At 40.3% G+C, this 22,171-nt stretch carries 17 protein-coding genes; 16 read left to right on the top strand and 1 reads right to left on the bottom strand.

What is annotated here, in order from left to right; genetic code table 11:
* Positions 1-2 precede the first annotated feature (2 nt).
* The 9 genes from M1P97_RS26420 (at position 3) to M1P97_RS00750 (ending at position 11,811) form a co-directional block, all read left to right on the top strand.
* Positions 3-1,046: an EpsG family protein gene (locus M1P97_RS26420; RefSeq protein WP_195373026.1), complete on the top strand. Its 1,044-nt coding sequence runs from the start codon at positions 3-5 to the stop codon at positions 1,044-1,046.
* 15 nt (positions 1,047-1,061) lie between these two features.
* The gene (locus tag M1P97_RS00785; protein WP_195373027.1) at positions 1,062-1,928 is read left to right on the top strand and encodes a glycosyltransferase family 2 protein; all 867 of its coding nucleotides are present in this window, start codon (positions 1,062-1,064) and stop codon (positions 1,926-1,928) included.
* Between the two features lie 4 nt (positions 1,929-1,932).
* On the top strand, positions 1,933-2,982 hold the full coding sequence (locus M1P97_RS00780) for a glycosyltransferase (protein WP_195373028.1): 1,050 nt from the start codon (positions 1,933-1,935) through the stop codon (positions 2,980-2,982).
* A 19-nt stretch (positions 2,983-3,001) separates the two neighbouring features.
* Entirely contained in the window at positions 3,002-4,390 is a 1,389-nt protein-coding gene (locus M1P97_RS00775; RefSeq protein WP_195373029.1) for a phenylacetate--CoA ligase family protein, read from the top strand.
* Between the two features lie 266 nt (positions 4,391-4,656).
* Positions 4,657-5,979, top strand: a complete 1,323-nt coding sequence (locus M1P97_RS00770; RefSeq protein WP_229058513.1) for an alginate lyase family protein — start codon at positions 4,657-4,659, stop codon at positions 5,977-5,979.
* Positions 5,976-7,187 (top strand): glycosyltransferase family 4 protein, encoded by a 1,212-nt coding sequence (locus tag M1P97_RS00765; protein WP_249388119.1) that lies wholly within the window; start codon positions 5,976-5,978, stop codon positions 7,185-7,187. Before M1P97_RS00770 ends, M1P97_RS00765 begins: the two co-directional genes overlap by 4 nt.
* A complete protein-coding gene (gene wecB, locus M1P97_RS00760; RefSeq protein ID WP_195373032.1) occupies positions 7,184-8,344 on the top strand; it encodes a non-hydrolyzing UDP-N-acetylglucosamine 2-epimerase in 1,161 nt (386 codons plus the stop codon). The genes M1P97_RS00765 and wecB overlap by 4 nt, the downstream gene beginning before the upstream one ends.
* Positions 8,341-10,731, top strand: coding sequence for an SLBB domain-containing protein (locus tag M1P97_RS00755; RefSeq protein ID WP_195373033.1), 2,391 nt, complete (start codon positions 8,341-8,343; stop codon positions 10,729-10,731). The genes wecB and M1P97_RS00755 overlap by 4 nt, the downstream gene beginning before the upstream one ends.
* A 6-nt stretch (positions 10,732-10,737) precedes the next feature.
* Positions 10,738-11,811, top strand: a complete 1,074-nt coding sequence (locus M1P97_RS00750; RefSeq protein ID WP_195373034.1) for a Wzz/FepE/Etk N-terminal domain-containing protein — start codon at positions 10,738-10,740, stop codon at positions 11,809-11,811.
* An 18-nt stretch (positions 11,812-11,829) separates the two neighbouring features.
* Here the strand turns inward: M1P97_RS00750 and M1P97_RS00745 are convergent, their stop codons facing one another.
* Entirely contained in the window at positions 11,830-14,667 is a 2,838-nt protein-coding gene (locus M1P97_RS00745) for a bifunctional fucokinase/fucose-1-phosphate guanylyltransferase (RefSeq protein ID WP_195373035.1), read from the bottom strand.
* 320 nt (positions 14,668-14,987) lie between these two features.
* Here M1P97_RS00745 and M1P97_RS00740 point away from each other — a divergent pair, with 320 nt between their 5' ends.
* The 7 genes from M1P97_RS00740 to M1P97_RS00710 all read left to right on the top strand — a co-directional run bounded on the left by M1P97_RS00740 (position 14,988) and on the right by M1P97_RS00710 (position 22,156).
* A complete protein-coding gene (locus M1P97_RS00740; protein ID WP_195373036.1) occupies positions 14,988-15,590 on the top strand; it encodes a master DNA invertase Mpi family serine-type recombinase in 603 nt (200 codons plus the stop codon).
* Between the two features lie 617 nt (positions 15,591-16,207).
* Complete coding sequence (ndk, locus tag M1P97_RS00735; protein WP_195373037.1) at positions 16,208-16,669, top strand: nucleoside-diphosphate kinase; 462 nt, start codon at positions 16,208-16,210, stop codon at positions 16,667-16,669.
* A 287-nt stretch (positions 16,670-16,956) separates the two neighbouring features.
* Positions 16,957-17,466 (top strand): DUF4494 domain-containing protein, encoded by a 510-nt coding sequence (locus M1P97_RS00730; protein ID WP_195373038.1) that lies wholly within the window; start codon positions 16,957-16,959, stop codon positions 17,464-17,466.
* Positions 17,463-18,131 (top strand): YggS family pyridoxal phosphate-dependent enzyme, encoded by a 669-nt coding sequence (locus M1P97_RS00725; RefSeq protein ID WP_195373039.1) that lies wholly within the window; start codon positions 17,463-17,465, stop codon positions 18,129-18,131. Before M1P97_RS00730 ends, M1P97_RS00725 begins: the two co-directional genes overlap by 4 nt.
* A 21-nt stretch (positions 18,132-18,152) precedes the next feature.
* A complete protein-coding gene (locus tag M1P97_RS00720) occupies positions 18,153-19,130 on the top strand; it encodes a dihydroorotate dehydrogenase-like protein (RefSeq protein ID WP_195373040.1) in 978 nt (325 codons plus the stop codon).
* 136 nt (positions 19,131-19,266) lie between these two features.
* Positions 19,267-19,632: a MarR family winged helix-turn-helix transcriptional regulator gene (locus M1P97_RS00715; protein ID WP_028727575.1), complete on the top strand. Its 366-nt coding sequence runs from the start codon at positions 19,267-19,269 to the stop codon at positions 19,630-19,632.
* 67 nt (positions 19,633-19,699) lie between these two features.
* Positions 19,700-22,156: a CoA-disulfide reductase gene (locus M1P97_RS00710; RefSeq protein ID WP_249388118.1), complete on the top strand. Its 2,457-nt coding sequence runs from the start codon at positions 19,700-19,702 to the stop codon at positions 22,154-22,156.
* The last annotated feature ends 15 nt before the right edge of the window (positions 22,157-22,171 follow it).

Below are 22,171 nucleotides of genomic sequence, written 5' to 3'. Positions count from 1 at the left end.
CTATGTATATCGCAACTTTGGCACTAACTATTTACCTCTACGCATTAGATCATTTTCTAAAATTCAATAAAAGGACTAAATTCCTGATATATGCGACTCTTTATATCTGGATTATAATTCTTTTATCTTTATTACGTAGTGATAATATCCCCGATACACTGGAATATAAAGAGATTTATCTATTTCACAGTATGGAAGATATCGTGGAAAAAGGATTTATGTTTATCAATAAATCATTTCTATCTTTCGGGATAAGCTTTCATCTTTTTCTATTCATCTATCTCTGTTTTTTATTTTGTTGTTTCTTCTTATGTACAAGAAAACTCGTTGAAAACGTAAATTTAGCATTTCTACTATTCTTACCTTATTTCGGATTTTACTATTTTGGAATCATCATACGGGTTGCATTAGCTATATCTATTTGTTTCATAGGAATTACATATTTACTAAATCATAAAACATCATATGGAATCTGTCTTTATTATACCATCGTCACAATCGCTTTTTTTATACATCAGACTACCATATTATTTTACATTTTACCATTAGTTGGATTTATTAATATAAAAAAGAAATATCTTTATATAATACTTAGTATAGGGATTCTCCTTCCATTTCTATCTCTACAGAATCATATATTAACACAGTTAGAGACAATATCACAGCTTTTATCATTCTCTCCAAGATTTCAGAAGTATATAGATCATGCAGACATTAGTTCACAAATGTATGGTCTGTCAAAAATAAAATTCGGTTTATGTGGTATTCTGTTTGTTTATTTAAAAGATTATATATCCCCAGAGAAATTGAAAACGTACAATTTCTTTTTAAACACATACTGTATCGGAACAATTCTTACTCTCATGTTTTACTTTGTTCCGGCTGGTGGAAGATTAGGAGAAATATTCATATTTTTTGAGTTCATTTTGCTCACTTACTTATATGAAGACTCCTCTCTGAATAAAAACATCGTACTGACAGCCTTATTTTTCAATATTCTTATAGAATATACAATGTTTGCACGATTAGTTCCAGAAATGATTTAATTTAAAATAAATCTAATGAATACATTATCAATTATCATTCCTGTATATCATCTATTGGACAATAAGAATAAAATATATTTTGATATACTTATACAATCGATAGCTCAAAATCTTCAGTCGACCTACACCTACAAAAGATTTAGTGAAGTCGTAATCATAAATGATTGTCCGGAGGAAGATATAGAAAAGTTTATTTATTCTGTGTTTACTAAATATAACATTCCTCGATCAATAATACGTAATAACCAAACTAACAAAGGACAGGGATGTTCACGTAATATTGGAGCAAGTCTAGCTTCTGGTAATTATTTACATTTTATAGATCAGGATGATTATATCTCACAGGATTTTTATTCTATACTACTCAGAGCCATCGAAAAAGAAAATGCACAGATTGCTTTTTCAGGATTCAATCTATACAATATGAATACGGGCAAATACTTTAATCCCTTTCGCCCCCAAACAACCAGAATGTATACAAAGGCTAAGTCTTTAACCGATCTAAAAATATTTCTCATGTCAAATATTGCTGTTTCACCAGGACAATATATTCTTAGTAAAAGTTTATTTGAAAATGTAGGAGGCTTTGCAGACTTACAAAATAAAGGGACTGATGATTGGGGTATATTCTATTCGCTTAATATACAACATCCAGATACAATCATAACATTTAGAAGTGAAGCTGTTTTTACATATAGAATACACAATACACAAAATCGAAAAAGTTTGGATATGAAGGCATCACTTTCTGAAATGTTCAGCAAAGTAAATCATAAAAAAACAAAGTGGTACAAATTACTTTATTTCTTCAAAATAAATCCGGTTGGTCTATTATTAAACAAAATAATTTATAGAATATATTGGAGAGTACCCAATTTTTAAGCCTATGAAAAAGCACAATAAAACAACACTTATTATAGGAGCTATTCCTTATAAAAATAGGGAAGAAAGTTATGGAGGGACAACTGTCTTACTACAAAATCTCATAGATTATATGGCTAGCAACCAATATCCTTATAAAATAATACCGACAAATCGCTTTAACGGGAAACTCTTAAAAAAAATAAATTTCTTATACGTAATATGGAAATATGTAATCAATCTTAATAATATAGATATCGTAACTTTTCATGTCACCAGCAAAGGGGCTTTTATACTTTTTCCTATTTTAAGTCCACTAGCTTTACTTTTCAACAAAAAAATTGTTTTTCGAAAGTTTGCAGGAAGTTTTAAAAGCGTTTACAAAAAACAATCACCTATTACTAAAGCTTTCTTTCGCTTTTTTTTAAAAAAAGCGGACCTGACATTTGGAGAAACAAAAGAATTAGTATCATTCTTCGCGGAGATAAGTGGAAAACCCGATAAAGTACTATGGTTCCCTAATGTGCGAAAGAAAAGCAAAACAATCAAAATATCACCTTATCAAAAACGCCTTGTTTTTATATCACATGTAAAACAGAGTAAAGGTATTAACGAAATTCTGGAGGTATCTAAACGGTTACCTCCAGATTATACATTGGATATTTACGGTCCCATTAAAGACGAGAGCTATACAGCCGACTATTTCAAGCAATATAATGTGACCTATCGCGGCACTATCAATCCGGATCAAGTAACGAACACCCTTATCAACTATGATATACTGTTGCTCCCAACATTCCATTCGGGAGAAGGATATCCCGGGATCGTTATCGAAGCTTTTTCTGTGGGAATACCTGTAATAGCTACAAACTTCGGAGGAATTCCCGAAATCGTAACAGATCGATATAACGGAAGATTAATATCACCTCAGAATACCGATGAACTGGAAGAAGCGATCTTATCGTTTCATTCAAAAAATTACTCGAATTATTCTCAGAATGCCTTACTTTCCTTTCACGAAAATTTCGATTCTGACACAGTAAATAAGCGCATCACAAATAAAATTATCTCATAACTCCAAATTGACATTTTATATGAATTATGAAAATATATATGCAAGACTAACGCCGTCTCTGCAAAATTTAGCTTGTTCCCTATATGGATACAAACTTAAAGAACAACGATTTAATAAGGATTTTTATGCTATCCGTAAATTTTTAGACAGTACCTCCAGCTGGAATCCAGACCAAATCCTGTCTTATAAAGAAGATAATATTCACCGGATCATACATCATGCTTATAACCATTGTCCTTATTACAAACAAAAATACTCTTCAGTAGGCTTATCTCCTGCTGATTTTAAATCAATAGACGATCTGTTGCTATTCCCAGAATTGACTAAAGAAGAAATACGTATGCACTGGAAAGAAATGCTTGCAGATAATATCCCTGCCGGAAAACTTATCCAATATCATACCAGTGGAAGTACCGGTACTGCTTTAAATTTCTATTGGACTCAATATAGTACACAATTCTACTGGGCTGTTGTTTACAGATATATGGCCAGGTTTGGAGTTAAGTTAGGTGATAGATATCTCACTCTTACAGGAAAAACAGTCGTTCCAATATCAATAAGCCAACCTCCATATTGGAGAAAAAACACAATATTAAATCAATACTTCATTAACATGCAACATATTACCAAAGATAAAATAAAATCCATCACCGACTTCATCAATCAAACCGATTTCAAATATTTCACAGGATATCCTTCCATCCTCTACCAACTCTCGCTTCAGATTGAGGAAGCGGGACTCATTATATTAAACTCTCCCAAACATATATTTACCGGAGCAGAAAAGTTATACGAATATCAAAGAAATCAAATTGCCAGAACATTTAAAGGATGTGAGATTCATGAACATTATAGCTTTTCAGAAGAAGCAGCCTCTGCCTCTCAATGCACAGACAACAAATACCATGAAGATTTTGAATTAGGACACTTTGAACTGGCTTCCTCCGTACAAAACGAAGGTGAAGAGTCAGGAGAATTACTGGCAACAGGCTTCGCGAATTACGGAATGCCTTTCATCCGGTATAGAAATGGAGACACTGCTATATTCGATAATCATCCGTGCCCATGTCATTTAAAAAGTCAGATAATTAAAGAAATCACAGGAAGAATAGAAGATTATATATTAACTCCGGAAGGAATAAAAATTATGCGCTTTGATTATCTGTTCAAAGATACTCACGATATAAAAGAATGCCAGATAGTACAAACCAAACCAAATGAAATAACATTACGGATTGTACGTCGAAATAATTATTCTGTCCAAACAGAAAACAACATCCGCAAGCAAGTTAAACATTACATAAGTCTCAATATGCAAGTTCTTTTTGAATACGTATCTGAAATACCTCGCACCAAAGCTGGAAAATTTAAAGCTGTTGTATCCGAATTAATACATCCCCAACAATGAAACTATCTTTATATTATCATACTTTACGCCACCTGAGGCCAATACAAATTATTTATCAGATAAAACATCATATCTGGCAAATACAAAAAAAAACTCTTCGCATAAATAAATATAGAAAAGGAGAACCATTATCTCTTTTAACATATATAGATAAATCTATCTGTCTACAAGCAGACGGATCTTTTACGTTCCTAAACATCAATAAAAGGGTTAAAGAGTGGAATTATACCGAAGGATCCATGCTATGGATGTATAATCTCAATTATATGGATTATCTGTTACAAACAGGATTGGATCCGAAACTAGGTATTGATTGGATCAACCGCTTTATACAGGACCAATCAACAAATATAACAGGATTAGATCCTTATCCGATAGCTCTTCGTAATATCAATTGGATCAAATTTATATCCCGATATTATTTTCTGATTTCGGAAACGGAACTAACTCAATGGAACACTTCCATATATTCCCAGTATCAAAGATTATTCAGTAACCTCGAATTCCACCTCTTGGGTAATCATCTCCTTGAAAATGCTTATTCTCTTTTATGGGGAGGACTTTATTTCCGGGAAGATAAATTTTATGAGAAAGCAGTCTGGCTGTTGACGCAAGAGCTCAATGAGCAAATTCTTCCGGATGGGGCTCATTATGAACTGAGCCCGATGTATCACGAAATACTTCTGGACCGGTTACTGGATTGTATCAATGCGTTAAAATACAATTACCGTTTTGAAGGACAAGAGAGTGTTATTGCTTTTCTGGAAGAAAAAGCCCGGCTTATGCTTAGCTGGCTAAACGCTATTATCTATAAAGACGGTACAATTCCTTTATTGAATGATTCCGCTTACGGGATCGCTCCTTCCGCCAGGGATTTATTCGCCTATGCTAAACGACTGGCAATCCAATGGTCTACTCATAAATTAAAAGAAAGCGGATATCGGAAATTTGTATCCGATACGTTTGAAATGATTATGGATGTCGGAAATATCGGTCCTGATTATATTCCGGGGCATGCTCATGCCGATACATTCAATTATGAACTTCGCATTGACGGAAAGCCTTTCATTATCGATTCCGGCATTTCTACTTATGAAAAAAATAGCCGTAGACAATACGAACGTGAAACACATGCCCATAATACCGTTCAGGTAGATGGAAAAAGTTCCAGTAAAGTATGGGGAGGTTTCCGGGTTGCACAACGAGCAAAGATATCCGGCTTAAAAGAAGACAAATTCTGTATTACGGCAAGTCATAATGGTTTCAGAGAAACAGGAATCAGTCACCAACGGATATTTAACATGAATGATGAAGAGATCATGATTTGCGATTCTCTTCTACCTCTATCCGAGAAAAAAGGGATCACCATGATTCATCTTCATCCGGATATAAGAATCATATCCGTCAATAATGACTCTATAAAAACCAATCTGGCAATCTTCTGGTTTTACGGAACAGATGAAATATGGATAGAAGACTGTGAAGTAGCTTTCGAATACAATAAGCGAGTCGCCACAAAAAAAATATGTATAGCATTCACGAACCAAATGCAATACACTATTAACAAATTCAGGACAGAACACAAATGAAAATTTTATTTTTAACAGACAACTTTCCTCCGGAAGTAAATGCACCCGCTACACGTACTTACGAACATTGCAAAGAATGGGTTCAACAAGGAGCAGAAGTCACAGTTATCACCTGCGTCCCCAATTTTCCACAAGGAAAAGTATATAAAGGATACAGTAATAAATTATATCAACAGGAGATGATGGATGGCATTCATGTTATTCGTGTATGGAGTTATATCACCGCCAACGAAGGATTTCTGAAACGTACACTTGATTACATTAGTTTTTCTGTATCCGCATTCTTCGCCGGCCTCTTTCAACAGGCTGATATTATCATTGCAACATCCCCTCAATTCTTCACGGCCCTCTCGGGACGCACATTAGCTTTCTGGAAAAGAAAGCCCTGGATCATGGAGGTACGCGATCTTTGGCCGGAATCGATCAAGACAGTCGGAGCCATGAAAGATAATCCAATCATCCGTTATTTCGAATGGGAAGAAAAAAGATGCTACCGGTCGGCAGATAAAATCGTTGTCGTAACCGACTCCTTCAAAAAGAAGCTGGAAGAAAAAGGTATTACATCTCCTAAGATAGAAGTAATAAAGAATGGAGTAGACCTGACCAGGTTTACCCCAGTCGGGAAAGATGAAAAACTGATCGAAGAATTAGACCTGAAAGGGAAAAAGGTGATCGGATATATCGGCACACATGGCATGGCGCATAAACTAGATTTTATTCTGCAATGTGCCGCCAACATGCACGGTAAAAATAATTACCATTTCCTTCTGATCGGAACCGGGGCGGAAAAAAAGAACTTACTAAAACTAAAAGAGCAATTAAATATAAAAAATGTAACCATGCTCGATCCCGTCTCCAAACAAGATGTAAAACGCTATATATCCATCCTCGATATAGCCTTGATAAACCTGCGTAAATCGGATTTGTTCACCACTGTGATTCCTTCTAAAATATTCGAAAATGCAGGTATGGAAATTCCTATTCTTATGGGTGTAGATGGAGAAGCCCGCCAGATCATAGAAGCTTATCAGGCCGGATTGTTCTTTGAGCCGGAATCAGAAGAAGATTTTAACAGGAAACTTCATTCGCTTCTATCCGACCCAGCCTTATACAAGCAATGTCAAGAAGGATGTCGGAAACTGGCTCACGACTTCGACCGTAAATTACTCGCCAAACGAATGTTACATATAATAAAAGAAACAATATGAAAAAAATTATGCTAGTCTTCGGTACTCGCCCCGAAGCAATAAAAATGGCTCCTCTGGTAAAGGAATTTCAAAAAGATACCGACAATTTTCAAACCATCGTTTGTGTCACCGGACAACATCGTGAAATGCTGGACCAGGTGCTGCATATTTTTGACATCCATCCAGACTATGACCTGAACATCATGAAGCAAGGGCAGGATCTGTATGATGTAACAGCCCGCGTCCTTATCGGAATGAGAGATGTTCTACAGGAAGCCCGGCCTGATCTGGTTCTGGTACATGGCGATACAACCACTTCTACGGCCGCAGCTCTGGCCGCCTTTTATCAACAGATCCCTGTCGGACATATAGAAGCTGGATTGCGGACTCATAATATATACAGTCCCTGGCCGGAAGAAATGAACCGTCAGATTACCGGGAGAATTGCAACTTATCACTTCTCTCCAACTTCTTTAAGCAAAAAAAACTTACTGGCGGAAGGGATCGCAGAGGAACGGATCACAGTAACAGGCAATACCGTTATAGATGCTTTGTATCATGTGGTCAGGCAAATAAAAAACAAGGACAATTTACGCCAACAACTTACTAATGAACTGGAAAGAGCAGGTTATAAAATAAGTAGACTGGCAGAACAAAGTAACCGGAAATTGGTTTTAATAACAGGTCATCGCAGGGAAAACTTCGGTAAAGGTTTTATAGCCATGTGTAAAGCCATCAAAACTTTAGCAAAGAAATACCCGAAAGTAGACTTTGTCTATCCGATGCATCTGAATCCGAACGTTCGGAAACCCATACAGGAAGTATTCGGAGATACGCATCTCCCCAATATGTTCTTTATAGAACCGTTAGAATACCTTCCGTTTGTCTATCTGATGGAACAATCGACAATCGTCTTGACCGATAGCGGCGGCATCCAGGAAGAGGCTCCCGGATTGGGTAAACCGGTATTGGTTATGCGTGATACAACCGAACGTCCGGAGGCGTTAGACGCCGGAACAGTAAAACTGGTAGGAACTGATTTCATAAAAATATTGGATGAAACCTCCCGGTTATTGGAAGATCAGAATCTGTATGATCAAATGAGTAAAGCCGTTAATCCTTATGGGGATGGACTGGCCTGCCAAAGAATTGTAACACAAATAAGAAAGATTTTATGAAAACTTTGAGCCGATACATTTTCTGTGTTTTATGTCTCTTTATACCAGCTGTCACTTTCGCCCAAATACCGCAAGAGCTATTGGATAAAGCAAAAGCTGCAGGTATGACGGAAGAACAGATTCAGCAGGAGATGAGAAAACGCCTGGAACAACAGCATTCTAATCAACCGGTAATTTCTGCAACCGAACATCCGGTTACGGACAGGATCACATTCGATACAAAGATACCTCCGCTGGAGTTACAACGCGAAAACAATACTCCGCAGGATAGTAGCAAGAACCTCGTATTCGGTCGTGAAATATTCTCAAATAAAAACCTGTCTTTCGAGCCGAACCTAAACATGCCTACCCCCAGAAACTATCCACTATCAGCCGGTGACGAATTACAAATCAACGTATGGGGAGACTCTGAGTTAAATCTGCAACTAACCGTATCACCCGACGGTACAATTATTATACCGAATGTAGGTCCTGTAGCTATTAGCGGCCTGACCGTCGAACAGGCGGAAAACCGTATCAAGCAGGAACTGGGAAAGATCATGACAAACCTGGTAGATGGAAGCGAGCCTAACACCTTCGTTTCCGTCGGACTTGGGAAGATACGTAGCATTAAGGTGAATATCGTAGGTGAAGCCGTTACCCCCGGAACGTATACACTTCCCTCACTGGCCAGCTTATTCAACGCCTTATATGCAGCCGGAGGTGTCAATGACATCGGTTCCTTACGTAACATACGGGTATATCGCAACAATAAAGAAATTGCCAACCTGGATGTGTACGACTATCTGCTGAAAGGTAAATACGATACGAATATCCGCCTGGAAGATAATGATATGATTATCATTGAACCTTACGACCAGTTGGTCAACACCAAAGGCAAAGTAAAACGCAACCGTACATTCGAACTTCGTAAAGGCGAAACTTTAAGTGATTTATTAAAGATGGCAGGAGGATTTACCGGAGATGCTTTTACCGAAGACGTGACAATCAAACGAAAATCCGGCTCACGCTATCAGATTGCCACCATTACGGAAGAAGAGTTCCCAACCTTTATCCTTCATGACGGCGACTCCCTATTGGTAGACTCTGTTATCCCTTTCTATGACAACCGGCTCACAATAACCGGAGCCGTATGGCGTCCCGGCGAATATGAGTTAAGTCCGCGAGTACATACCGTCAAACAACTGATCAACCAGGCTGCCGGACTGAAAGGAGACGAATTTATCGGAAGAGCCCATATCACCCGGTTGAACCCGGATTTTACCAGTACAGTAATAGCTATCGACGTTCAGGACATCCTGAACGGGAAAGCCCCTGATATTGAATTACAGAAAGAGGACAAACTACATATCCCTTCTCTCTTCGAGCTACGGGAACCTTATACCATCAAAGTAGGCGGAGCGGTTAATTATCCAGACACAGTCCTTCCTTTCAGTAAAAATATGACAGTTGAAGATGCGGTTATACTGGCAGGTGGCTTGCAAGAGTCAGCCTCTACAATCAATGTGGAAGTGGCACGCCGTATAAAAGATCCGACAGCCGACAAAAGCACAAACCAGATATCCAGGATATATACAGTTTCATTGAACAATGATCTGAAACTATCCTCAAAATCATCCGGATCGCATACGGATACACTCTTCACGCTGGAACCATTCGATGAGGTATTCGTACGCTTCTCCCCTGGTTATGAAAAACAGCAGGTTGTTAAAGTAAACGGTGAAGTAACTTTCACCGGTGATTATGCATTGCCTACCAAAAACACCCGGCTAAGTAATATCATAGCCCAATCCGGAGGTGTCACCAAAGATGCCTATGTGAAAGGAGCTAGTTTGAAACGCCAGTTAACACGAGATGAAGTGCGTCAGGTAGAGACTTTATTGCATCTAAGCAACAATAATAAACAAAGCAAAGACTCCATCGCCCTATCGCTTGCTAACATAAAAGATTATTCGGTCGGCATCGACCTGGAGCAGGCACTGGCACATCCAGGAAGTACACACGACCTGGTACTCCGCGACGGGGATGCAATCTATATACCTCAGCTACAAAGTACCGTAAAGGTGAGCGGTTCCGTTACCTATCCCAACAGTATCACCTATACAAAAGGAGCCTCCGTACGCGACTGCCTTTCACAGGCCGGAGGATATAACGACATTGCCCGCAAATACCCGATCGTTATTTATATGAACGGTAAAGTAGCCACTACACGTAGGGTCGGCATCTTCTTTAAGCGTTATCCTAAAGTCGAACCGGGATGTGAAATCGTCGTACCTTCTAAAACACAACGAGACAGACGATCGAATCTGGCTGAAATACTAAGTATAGCAAGTTCGACAACCTCTATGGCCGCCATGGTTACTTCAATAATAAATAATTTAAAATAAGTAATAATGGATACAACAGAAAACAAACAACCCGGAACGGAACAGGATATAGACATTGTCGTTATCGTCCGTTATCTGTGGTCTAAGCGAAAGCTACTATTAAAAAGTAGTGTTATAGCTATACTGGCCGGGCTTATCATAGCTTTCAGTATCCCCAAAGAATATACAACGACCATCAAACTCATGCCTGAAACAAACAATCCGGCTAATAAGATGGGAAACCTGGGCGGATTAGCTGCCATAGCAGGGATAGATTTGAATAGTACAACCAGCCCGGATGCAATCTCACCGGAATTGTATCCGGACGTGGTTCACAGTACTCCTTTCTTGCTGGAGCTGTTTCCGGAACAGGTAACCAATAAGAAAAAGACATTGTCGGTCTCCGTATTCGATTATCTGGCCGAACATCAGCGGGATGCGTGGTGGAACTATATCCTGAAAGCACCATTAAAAGGGTTATCATACTTAATCGGACTTTTCGGAGACCAGGAAGAGAAATCAGATAAAGTCGACCCTTTCTTTCTGACCAAAGAGCAGGAGAATATTATTAAGGAATTGCAAAGCAGAATATCCGTCTTTGTCGATAAAAAGACACAGGTGGTAACCGTATCCGTCGAAATGCAGGACCCGGTCATTTCTGCGCAGATAACAGAAAGTGTAGTAAGTAAATTACAAACCTACATCACCAACTATCGGACACAAAAGGCCAAACAGGATCTTGAATTCACCGATAAAGTACTGAGGGAGGCCCAGGCTGCCTATTATAAGGCACAAAAGGCTTATGCTGCTTTCGAGGATAGTAATAAGAATATCATTTCAGCCAGTTACCGGACAGAACAGGAAAGATTGCGCAATGAAATGACACTGACATTCAATGTATATAATACGCTGGCACAGAAATTGGAACAGGATAAACTGCGGGTACAGGAACAAACACCGATCTATACGATCATAGAGCCGGCTACTGTCCCGCTAAAAGCATCAGCACCTAAAAAGGTACTGATACTTATCGGTTTCCTGTTTATTACACTGACGGGAATGGCCGGTTACCTATTAATCAGGGACAAACAATTATTCTAACAACTCTGTCTCTTCCTGTCAGGACCGGCTGATCTGCAATCCCTTATCCGAAAGCCCCATTTCTACAAAACGGGCATTCGGATTACGCGGAGAAGCCGTCAACTGTTTGCGTATCAGCAAAGCAGCTTCCGGGTCTTTTGCTACGATATACAAATAGCCACCACCTCCTGCTCCAGGTAGTTTATAGCCTAAGGCATAATCTTTTATCTGCGCGATCAGCTCTTCTACAGCAGGAGGATTCGTTCCGGAATCAAGTGCCTTCTTCTGTTCCCAGGTCTTTGCGATAAGTTTACCGTACGTTTCAAAATTACCGCATTGAATAGCATCGAACATATCCAGGGCATGTATCTTCATTTCTGAAAGCAGACGAAGATGCGTGGTACTATTCAGGAACATACCTTGTACAATCTCTGCCAGGATATTCTTGGCCGTACGGGTTATGCCTGTATAATATAATAAATGACAAGCCTGATATTGCGGGTCGGTAAACAAATATTCCGGTAGCCAGCGCACGGAAGGATTCTGATTGAAACCTTCTCCTGTCTGTAACAGTTTCAGGCCATGTAATACCCCGCCATACTGATCCTGCCAGCCCCCGCCTGTTGTAAGCAGTTGCTCTAAAATCAAGGTACGATATCCTATTTTACTTTTATCCCAGGCCAGACCACAAAAATCGGATATTGCTCCAAGCACAGTTGCTGCCAAAATGGAACTGGTCCCAAGTCCCGATCCAGCCGGAATAGCCGCCAGTAAAGTAACTTCCAGTCCACAACCAAAACTTTTCAACTGGGCTTCCAGTGAAGAGTGATGCGTTGCTGAAAATTCCGGGATAAAGCCGGCTAGAGACAAAGCCGCTTTGGGGATAGAGAAAGGAGAACCGATCTTTTTATAATCACGCAATTCATCCCAGGTAGAAACAACTTCCATCGCTCCCAGATCGATAGAACGCAAAATGATCTTATATTCTTTCGAAGGCTTTACATATACCTGCAAAGGTGGTTGACCGTTCAACTCGATGGCTACATTGACCACATTCCCCCCAGCATACATGCAATAAGGAGGGGTATCAGTCCATCCACCAGCCAAGTCGATACGGACCGGGCTTCGTCCCCACACAATCTGGTCACGATATACATTCAGATAAGGAGACTGTTTTTCTCCGGATACAGAGCCAATTAATCCTTCCCGCAATAAAGAAAAGGCTTCCTGTTGCTCTCCCTCATACGGTTTCCCTTCCAATTGTAATACACGAGCCCGGAACATCCAGTTATGTATCTGTTTCATCAATGGTGTTTCAGAAGGAAGTACATCCGGTAAATCTAGATTTCCCTCTGCAAACTCGCGAGCGGCATCTGCCAGATCCAACTGGTAGAATACGCTTTTCTCATGATTGACTGCCAACATAGGCCAATTGGCATAACGGAATTTCTCACGCTGGGCAAAAAGTCTGCTCAGATTGGCACGATCGGATAATTCATTCGCCGACATTTTCTCCGACGACTTCCATATATCCCTGCCACTTTGCAGTTCCGGTTCAGAAACCATCCACCGCATAACCAAGCCCAATTCTTCGATATTTTTACAAACCGGAAATAATGCAGCATTCTGTAAGTCTACGAAAGCCTCCAATAGGAAGCCTCTTTCTTCTGCCCACTTAGCGACAGGATATCCCATAAAGACTGTTTTCTCATCGGTCGATGCTCCTTTAAACAGATCATTGAACCCATACGGACGAGCCACCCAGTCCTGTTCTCCGACAGGTACAACATCAATACAAACACCGGACGGGATATCCAATACCCAATCATTTTCTGGAACTCCGGTTATAATATGTCGGTTATCCAGCTTCCAGTGCTTACCTATATAGCTGTTCTCAATCCATAACTCCGAATTTGCGGCAGTCAGGGTGATATTAATCGATGCATTCTGAACAAACATGGCTGGATGAGGTTTAACCTTCCGGTGCATGATAGCCCGCTGATCGCGGACCAGATTCTGCACAGCCAGAGTCGAAGAGATCAGTTCACGGCTCGTCCCATAATGATAAAACTCCCCTCCCTCCAAAGGAAGGATAGCCACACTCAACCGGTTCAACTCTTCATCTGGAATACGGGGGTGTTCACCCAAAGCCAGTCCGAATTCAGAATAGAGGTCGTATGACTTCATTGTCTTTCCATCGGCTGTATACGAGTGTTTCATCAGCAACTCCATAGCCCTGTCACTTAGTAACCACACACCTATATCCATCAGAAAAAGATGTGTCTGGGCCAACTGCCCCAGATCGGCCAGAGAGGGCTTCTGAAGCATAAAGTCTAGCTTATCGGGAGTCTGCCTGTTCGATACGAACACGCCATGATTGGTTGCCAGGGCCGGATCGACCCATAACCCGTAACAGACAACATCCACATCCGGAATATCCTGCAACGGTTCACTATTTCGTATATATACATCCCCACTGGCAATCAGTGTATGGAGCGATTCAGGAGCTTTCTCCATAATCTCCTCATAAAGGGGAAGCTGCAAAGACAATAGATTTTGTGATAACTTCTGCCCCCTCGCCCACCGGAAAACAGGAATTGGTGTCAATATTTTTCCGGAAGGGGCATACCCCGGTAAACGCCGGCTCTGCCCGCCGGCATGCAATAATATTCTTTTTTCCTTATCCAACCATTCCTTTACCGGTGTTTCCGGAGCTTCATTTTGCCGGCAAGCTTCCACCAGCCAGGTAGTGCCTCCCCCGGATCCTAAACGGGCACCAACCGGATCGGATGTGCAAAACCATTCATTCCTGCCGACTTTCGCGATTTTATGAAAACTACTCACCAGATTGGGAGGGAGCGATAACAACTTTTTCATACTTACAATTACATGGAAACGATGAAAATCGCTTCTGTTTAATAATCTATTCTTTAATACAAAAGTAATTTTTCCTACTCAATAGCACAATAAAACGAACCAGATATTATTTTTCGATTCTGTTTTGGATGTACCGACATTGAAATTTAATTTAATTTCACAATTCAGGATACTATTGATTTAAATTATTATATTCATATTTGCAGGGAAAAACAACTTACATATCCAGTTGACGATAAAAAACGTTGGTTTTTACTAATCACCCCTTACCATTTAGTTTTCTGACGTATCTTTAGTTATTCATTTAATTTTCAGATTGTATGATATACGGTTATGTAAGAGTCAGTACAGATAAGCAAAGTACTGAAAATCAGCGATTCGAGATCGAAAAGTTCGCAAAAGCAAAGAACATGCGTATTGATCGTTGGGTAGAAGAAACAATCAGTGGTACAACTGATGTTGCAGAACGGCAACTTGGTAGATTAATCAAACAAATCCGTAAAGGGGATGTTTTGGTCACAACCGAATTATCCCGGTTGGGTCGTAATCTTATGCAGGTTATGAGCTTTCTCCATCAATGTATGGAAAAAGACATTTTCGTGCTTACGGTAAAAGAACGCTACGAGTTAGGAAACAACATCAACAGTAAAATTTTGGCTTTTGCTTTTAGTTTAAGTGCCGAAATTGAACGTAACCTGATTTCCCAACGAACCAAGGAAGCATTGGCCAGAAAAAAGAAAGAAGGGACCAAGCTTGGTCGTCCTAAAGGTGGTAAATCCGAGTTGTATAAGTTATCTGGAAAAGAAGGACAGATACGCAAACTTCTGCAGGAAAAGAAAACCAGATTGTATATAAGTAAGAAGTTAGGAGTAAACCGGCAAACACTGAGAGACTTTATGAAAATGAATCCAGAGTTGGATTAAATATAGAAATATTAAGTTATTGTCAACCGGAGAGTTACTGTCTAAATTGTTAAACAATGCAATCCCTGCAAATGAAACCTAAGCTAAATTGTTTATTTAAACTTGTTTGTTCTAAATATGTGGAAAACACTTGTTCCAAAGAATTCAAAGTTAAGAATGTTTGTGTTCTGAAGGGATATTTTACACTCTATTTCATGATGATTATAAGTACTTTAGAATCAAAACTGAATCAAGAAATATTTCATATTGGATGATTCACATATCAAAGGCAAACATACAGGCAATCTTCGGATAAAAATAGATATTTTTGGGTATAAAACTGTGATTGTAATAAATACACCCAAGGACGAAAATTCAAAGAATATAAAAATATGGACACAAGCTTATAAAAATAAAATACAGAATAATCAGATAGCTGGACAACCAACCTAAAATGGATAAACAGCCCAGTTCCCACTTTAGTATAGAATGATATTTGCAATAGTGAAAACCTGTTATTTTTACCACGTTTTTACACATTATTATACTATAAATTAATTAATAGTGAATAAATACACTATCTTTGGGATTATTAGTGCTATCAAGAATATTCGTAGAACCTTATAAAAGATAACAGTATGGAAAAGACACTTGTTATATTAAAACCATGTACCATTCAACGAGGTTTGATCGGTGAAATCATTTCCCGTTTTGAAAAGAAAGGATTAATACTCTGTGGCATGAAAATGATCTGGTTGACTGATGATCTCTTAAGCGAACACTATGCCCACCTCAGAGAAAAATCCTTCTTCCAAAGAGTAAAAGATGCCATGGCTGTATGCCCGGTCATTGTTTGTTGTTGGAAAGGAGTCGACGCGGTACAGGTAGTTCGTACCCTGGCCGGAGCTACAAATGGCAGAAATGCTGCACCCGGAACCATTCGCGGTGATTATAGCATGAGCGTACAAGAAAATATTGTACATGCATCCGACTCTCTCGAAACAGCAGAGATCGAATTAAAGAGATTCTTTAATGAGGATGAACTATTTGACTATAAAATGAATTATTTCCCCAGTCTCTACGCAAACGACGAATTTTAAGGATTCAAAGATAAAATAAAAAGCCGGAAAGGAGTTGATAAGTCTTCTCTTTTCCGGCTTTCTTATTTCAGATATTTCATTCTATCCTCCCGGACTGAATGAACAACCTCATTACTAATCTAAAAATCTAATACCATGAAAAACACACTACATCTTATAAACAAGCCCTTAATAGAAAATGTTCCGAAAAAATAAAGAATTTCATTGCAGTTGTATTATTGCCGAATTGAACCTATATTTGTACTGTATTTTAAACACGAGTATAGACAAAATAAAAAGAAAATAATATGCATAGTTGGTTTGAATGTAAAGTCTCCTTCGAAAAAGTACTGGAGAATGGAATGCAAAAGAAAGTAACAGAACCTTACCTGGTTGACGCCCTGTCATTCACAGAAGCGGAAGCCCGTATCATTGAAGAAATCCGCCCGTTCATCTCCGGCGAATTTACTGTTACAGACATCAAACGCGCCCGCCTTTCAGAATTGTTCTTCAACGAGAATGGCGATCGTTTCTATAAAATTAAAGTATACTTTATCACGTTAGACGAAAAAAGCGGTGCAGAAAAGAAAACAGCTGCACAAATGCTTGCACAGGCATGCACGCTGAAAGAAGCCATTGCCGTATTGGAAGAAGGCATGAAAGGAACGATGGCCGACTACACAATCGCCTCAGTCACTGAAACCATGCTTATGGATGTATTCCCATTCTCTGCCAGCGACGACAAAACTCCTAAATCCGGCGAAGAACTGATTGCCGAACAAAAGAAACAAGCAGAAGACAAAGTTCAGGAAGCATGAGTATCGCCCAGAATATAGTACAATTAAAGGCATCGCTACCGACAAACGTGACATTGGTAGCCGTGTCTAAGTTTCATCCGGCAGAAGCATTGAAGGAAGCTTACGATGCAGGCCAGCGTGTCTTCGGCGAAAGCAGGGCACAGGAGCTGACGGCTAAACAAAAAGTACTACCGGATGATATCGAATGGCACTTTATCGGACCATTGCAAAGTAACAAAGTAAAAGATATTGCACCGTTTATTCATACTATCCACAGTATCGACTCACTTAAGTTGTTACAGGAAGTAAACAAACAAGCGGCAAAAAACAATCGTGTGATCCGTGTTTTGTTGGAAATACATGTCGCTCAGGAAGACACTAAATACGGAATGACTCCAGACGAATGTCGTCAACTTTTGCAAAGCGAACAACTGGCCGGACTTGACAATATTCAAATATGCGGATTAATGGGAATGGCGACCTATACCGACGATACCGTTCTCATCGAACAGGAATTTCACATTTTACATGAACTTTTCATCGAGTTAAAAGCGCTATATTTCATAGGAAATGATAATTTTGCAGAACTATCTATGGGTATGAGCCACGATTATCCCGTTGCCATTCGCCAGGGTAGTACCATGATACGGGTTGGAACCAGTATTTTCGGCGAACGCGAGTACTAATACATTAAAATTGAATCTGACATGATTGACATTAAAACTCAATACGCAGGACTAACACTTCGTAATCCTATAATCGTTGGAAGCTCCGGATTGACTAATAACCCGGAACGAAACAAAGAATTTGAAAAAGCAGGTGCAGGAGCAATTGTTCTCAAATCCCTTTTTGAAGAACAGATCGAAATGCAAAGCGATTCGCTCATGCAGGACTCCGATTATCCGGAAGCTGCCGATTATATCCGTGGCTACGTAAAAGCCAATCAGGTAAACAATTATCTGGAACTGATTAAAAAGAGCAAAGAATCATGCACTATCCCCATCATCGCCAGTATTAACTGTTATAAGTCGGATGTATGGATAGACTTTGCCCGTCAGATAGAACTGGCCGGTGCAGATGCTCTGGAACTAAATGTATTTTTTCTGGAAACAAGCCTTGAATACAACCCGGATGAAATACGGGATCTTTACGTCAACATTATCCGGAAAGTAAAAGAAACGGTTTCAATACCTGTTATTATGAAGATCGGAAAGAATGTCGGAAATATTCCGGCACTGGTCAACACATTGAAGGTTAATGGTGCAGATGGCGTGGTGATGTTTAACCGCTTCTATCAACCGGATATCGATATCAACAGCATGCAGATAGTGTCAGGTAACGTATTCAGTAACCACTCCGACTTAAGTGATACAATTCGTTGGACAGCAATCGTTTCAGGTAAAGTACCCGGTATTAGTATTGCATCTTCTACCGGAATACATGATTGGGAAGACGTTATCAAATGCCTGCTGGCAGGTGCTTCTGCTGTACAAATGTGTAGTGCCGTATACACACACGGAGGTGAGATTATCTCACAGGTCCTGACCTGTGTCGAAGAATGGATGCACCAAGCACATTACCAGAATTTGTCTCAATTCCAGGGAAAGTTGAACTATGCGAATATTCCAAACCCTGCAATGTACGAACGCTCACAATTCATGAAGTATTTCTCGAACAGAGACTGACACAAATAATCAAGCAAAAAAAGAGATAAGGTTTATTCCTTATCTCTTTTTTTAGCAACTCATATATTATTTTCCACTAAACACTATTTACACCAGAAATATTATTTATATTTGTACCATCATTAAATAAAGCAATATGGAAGCAATTTGTGTTATAAAGGATATATATAAAACATTATACCAGTTTGAAAAGGCATTTTCAGAGGTACATGAGATCACGATCAACGAAGCCATGCTGTTATGTTGCCTGAAAGACAACGAAGCCAAGTCGGCTGGAACAATTTGTGACTATATCGGTTTATCCAACTCACGCGTATCAAAAGTAATCACGTCGGTAGAAAATAAAGGCTTTATCCGCCGTAGTATCAGTAAAGAAGATAAACGGCAGATGTTCTTCTCGCTTACTCCAAAAGGGAAAGAGAAAGTACAGCAGATGATGAATGCCGAATTACGTTTTGACGGTCTGTTCGGAAAACTACAACAATGTATGGAAAAAGGGTAACTCCCTTTTTTTACTCATTTATTTTCCATTAGCAAATATGTATAATAACAATTATAATAATAACAAGATGAAATATTTAGTAATCGGAGGAGTTGCCGGAGGAGCAACTACAGCAGCACGCCTGAGAAGAATGGACGAGAATGCAAACATTATCCTGTTTGAACGTGGAAAATATGTATCATACGCCAACTGCGGTCTCCCTTATTATATAGGCGGAACAATTTCAGAACGCGATAAACTATTCGTACAGACAGTCGAAGGCTTCACAGCCCGTTTCAACATCGACATCCGAACCGAACAGGAGGTTACAGCCATCCATCCGAAGGAGAAAACCGTCGAAGTGAAAAACATCAGAACAGGACAAACGTACACCGAAAGTTATGACAAGCTGGTACTTTCTCCCGGAGCAGAACCGCTTCGCCCCGGCATCGAGGGTATCGACAGTAAAAAAATATTCACCTTACGCAACGTACCTGATACGGATACGATCAAAAAATATATCGATTTGAACAAACCTCGTCATGCAGTTGTCGTAGGCGGTGGATTCATCGGACTTGAAATGGCAGAAAATCTACACGACCTGGGAGTTCATATCGCTGTGGTTGAAATGGCCAACCAAGTAATGGCTCCGCTCGACTACTCGATGGCAGCTATCGTACATCAACAACTGATCGAAAAACAGGTGGACCTGCGTCTGGAAGATGGCGTTTTACGTTTTGAGGAAACGGCCGAAGGTATCGTCGTACATCTGCGCAGCGGTAAACAAATTTCTACCGACCTGGTTATATTGAGTATCGGGGTACGCCCTGAAACTAAACTGGCTAAAGAAGCCGGCCTGTCCATCGGTACACTGGGAGGCATCGCTGTAAATGAATATATGCAGACTTCGGATCCTGCCATTTATGCACTGGGAGACGCCGTTGAAGTACTCAATCCGGTAACAGGCAAACCGGCCCTAATCCCACTTGCCGGGCCGGCCAACAAACAGGGACGCATCGTTGCCGACAATATCGTGTTCGGTAACCGCGAAACATACAGGGGGACTATCGGCACCTCTATTGCAAAGGTATTCGACCTGACAGTTGCTGCTGCCGGAGCTAATGCCAAGTTGTTAAAACGCGAAGGTATCCCCTATCAGTCGTCGTATACACATTCGGCATCACATGCCGGTTATTATCCGGGAGCAGTCCCGATGTCTATCAAAATATTATTCTCGCCTGACAACGGACAGCTGCTGGGCGCACAGGTTGTCGGATTCGATGGAGTGGACAAACGGATCGAAATACTCGAACAGGTTATACAGCGCAAAGGGACAGTCTACGACCTGACCGAACTTGAGCAGGCCTATGCTCCCCCCTATTCATCAGCTAAAGATCCGGTAAATATGGCCGGATATGTGGCAGAAAACATTCTTACTAAAAAGGTGGAGGTTATAGATTGGCGTAAAATAAGCCAACTGGGTAGCGGCACTATCCTGGTAGACGTACGCACGGCCGACGAATATTCTTTGGGAACTATTCCGGGAGCTATTAATATTCCGGTCGACGAACTCCGCAACCGCTTGTCGGAATTGCCTAAAGATAAACCGATCGTGGTGACCTGTGCCGTTGGTCTGCGCGGATACCTGGCTTACCGCATTCTGGTTCAGCATGGCTATAAAGATGTAAAGAACCTGTCCGGTGGTTATAAAACATGGAGCATCGCGACCGCTAAACCAGTTTTAAAACAGACCGAAAGTAATCAACAAACAACAAAACCGGAAGAACCGTCTGCCGTAACCGCCGCTCGCCCTGCTTTACAGAAGACCGTACAGATCGATGCCTGCGGCCTGCAATGCCCCGGCCCGGTCATGCAATTAAAAAAGCATTATGCCGAAATAAATACAGGCGATCGTTTGCTGATCACAGCTACCGACCAGGGTTTCGGCAAAGACGTAGGAGCCTGGTGTAACATGACAGGGGCACAATTGGTGAGTGTCGAGAATAAATCAGGTATCATTCACGCCACAATCGAAAAAGCAGAATCCAAAAGTTCCTGCAAAATGGTAAACGGGTCCGACAATAAAACACTGATCGTATTCAGCGACAACCTGGATAAAGCTCTGGCTTCCTTCGTCATCGCCAACGGAGCGGCCTCTACCGGTAAGAAAGTGACCATGTTCTTTACCTTCTGGGGATTGAATGTAATCAAGAAAAGACAGAAACCGGCCGTATCGAAAGATCTCTTCGGAAAAATGTTCGGTTGGATGCTTCCTTCTCACAGCGGTAAACTGAAGCTGTCGAAGATGAACATGGGAGGCACCGGAAGTTGGATGATGCGTCTGATCATGAAGAAAAAACATATCGACAGCCTGGAAAGCCTGATCGCACAGGCCGCCGAAAACGGTGTCGAAATGATTGCCTGCACCATGAGTATGGATGTGATGGGCGTCAAAGAAGAAGAACTGATGGATAATGTTACACTGGGCGGTGTTGCCACTTACCTGGAACGCGCAGAAGATGCCAATGTAAACCTATTCATCTAAGCGAGGTTAGCTACA

Source organism: Parabacteroides leei, assembly GCF_023369805.1.
GTDB classification, from domain to species: Bacteria; Bacteroidota; Bacteroidia; order Bacteroidales; family Tannerellaceae; genus Parabacteroides; species Parabacteroides leei.
The sequence above is the reverse complement of the archived record's forward strand: the minus strand, read 5'-3'. Positions and strand labels throughout refer to the sequence as shown.

Excerpts from the sequence above, each read along its gene's own strand:
- wecB (WP_195373032.1), top strand. The coding sequence starts at position 7,184 with ATGAAAAAAATTATGCTAGTCTTCGGTACTCGCCCCGAAGCAATAAAA.
- M1P97_RS00765 (WP_249388119.1), top strand. The coding sequence starts at position 5,976 with ATGAAAATTTTATTTTTAACAGACAACTTTCCTCCGGAAGTAAATGCA.
- M1P97_RS00755 (WP_195373033.1), top strand. The coding sequence starts at position 8,341 with ATGAAAACTTTGAGCCGATACATTTTCTGTGTTTTATGTCTCTTTATA.
- M1P97_RS26420 (WP_195373026.1), top strand. The coding sequence starts at position 3 with ATGTATATCGCAACTTTGGCACTAACTATTTACCTCTACGCATTAGAT.
- M1P97_RS00785 (WP_195373027.1), top strand. The coding sequence starts at position 1,062 with ATGAATACATTATCAATTATCATTCCTGTATATCATCTATTGGACAAT.
- M1P97_RS00710 (WP_249388118.1), top strand. The coding sequence starts at position 19,700 with ATGAAATATTTAGTAATCGGAGGAGTTGCCGGAGGAGCAACTACAGCA.
- M1P97_RS00730 (WP_195373038.1), top strand. The coding sequence starts at position 16,957 with ATGCATAGTTGGTTTGAATGTAAAGTCTCCTTCGAAAAAGTACTGGAG.
- ndk (WP_195373037.1), top strand. The coding sequence starts at position 16,208 with ATGGAAAAGACACTTGTTATATTAAAACCATGTACCATTCAACGAGGT.
- M1P97_RS00720 (WP_195373040.1), top strand. The coding sequence starts at position 18,153 with ATGATTGACATTAAAACTCAATACGCAGGACTAACACTTCGTAATCCT.
- M1P97_RS00715 (WP_028727575.1), top strand. The coding sequence starts at position 19,267 with ATGGAAGCAATTTGTGTTATAAAGGATATATATAAAACATTATACCAG.
- M1P97_RS00745 (WP_195373035.1), bottom strand. The coding sequence starts at position 14,667 with ATGAAAAAGTTGTTATCGCTCCCTCCCAATCTGGTGAGTAGTTTTCAT.
- M1P97_RS00770 (WP_229058513.1), top strand. The coding sequence starts at position 4,657 with ATGGATTATCTGTTACAAACAGGATTGGATCCGAAACTAGGTATTGAT.
- M1P97_RS00775 (WP_195373029.1), top strand. The coding sequence starts at position 3,002 with ATGAATTATGAAAATATATATGCAAGACTAACGCCGTCTCTGCAAAAT.
- M1P97_RS00780 (WP_195373028.1), top strand. The coding sequence starts at position 1,933 with ATGAAAAAGCACAATAAAACAACACTTATTATAGGAGCTATTCCTTAT.
- M1P97_RS00725 (WP_195373039.1), top strand. The coding sequence starts at position 17,463 with ATGAGTATCGCCCAGAATATAGTACAATTAAAGGCATCGCTACCGACA.
- M1P97_RS00740 (WP_195373036.1), top strand. The coding sequence starts at position 14,988 with ATGATATACGGTTATGTAAGAGTCAGTACAGATAAGCAAAGTACTGAA.
- M1P97_RS00750 (WP_195373034.1), top strand. The coding sequence starts at position 10,738 with ATGGATACAACAGAAAACAAACAACCCGGAACGGAACAGGATATAGAC.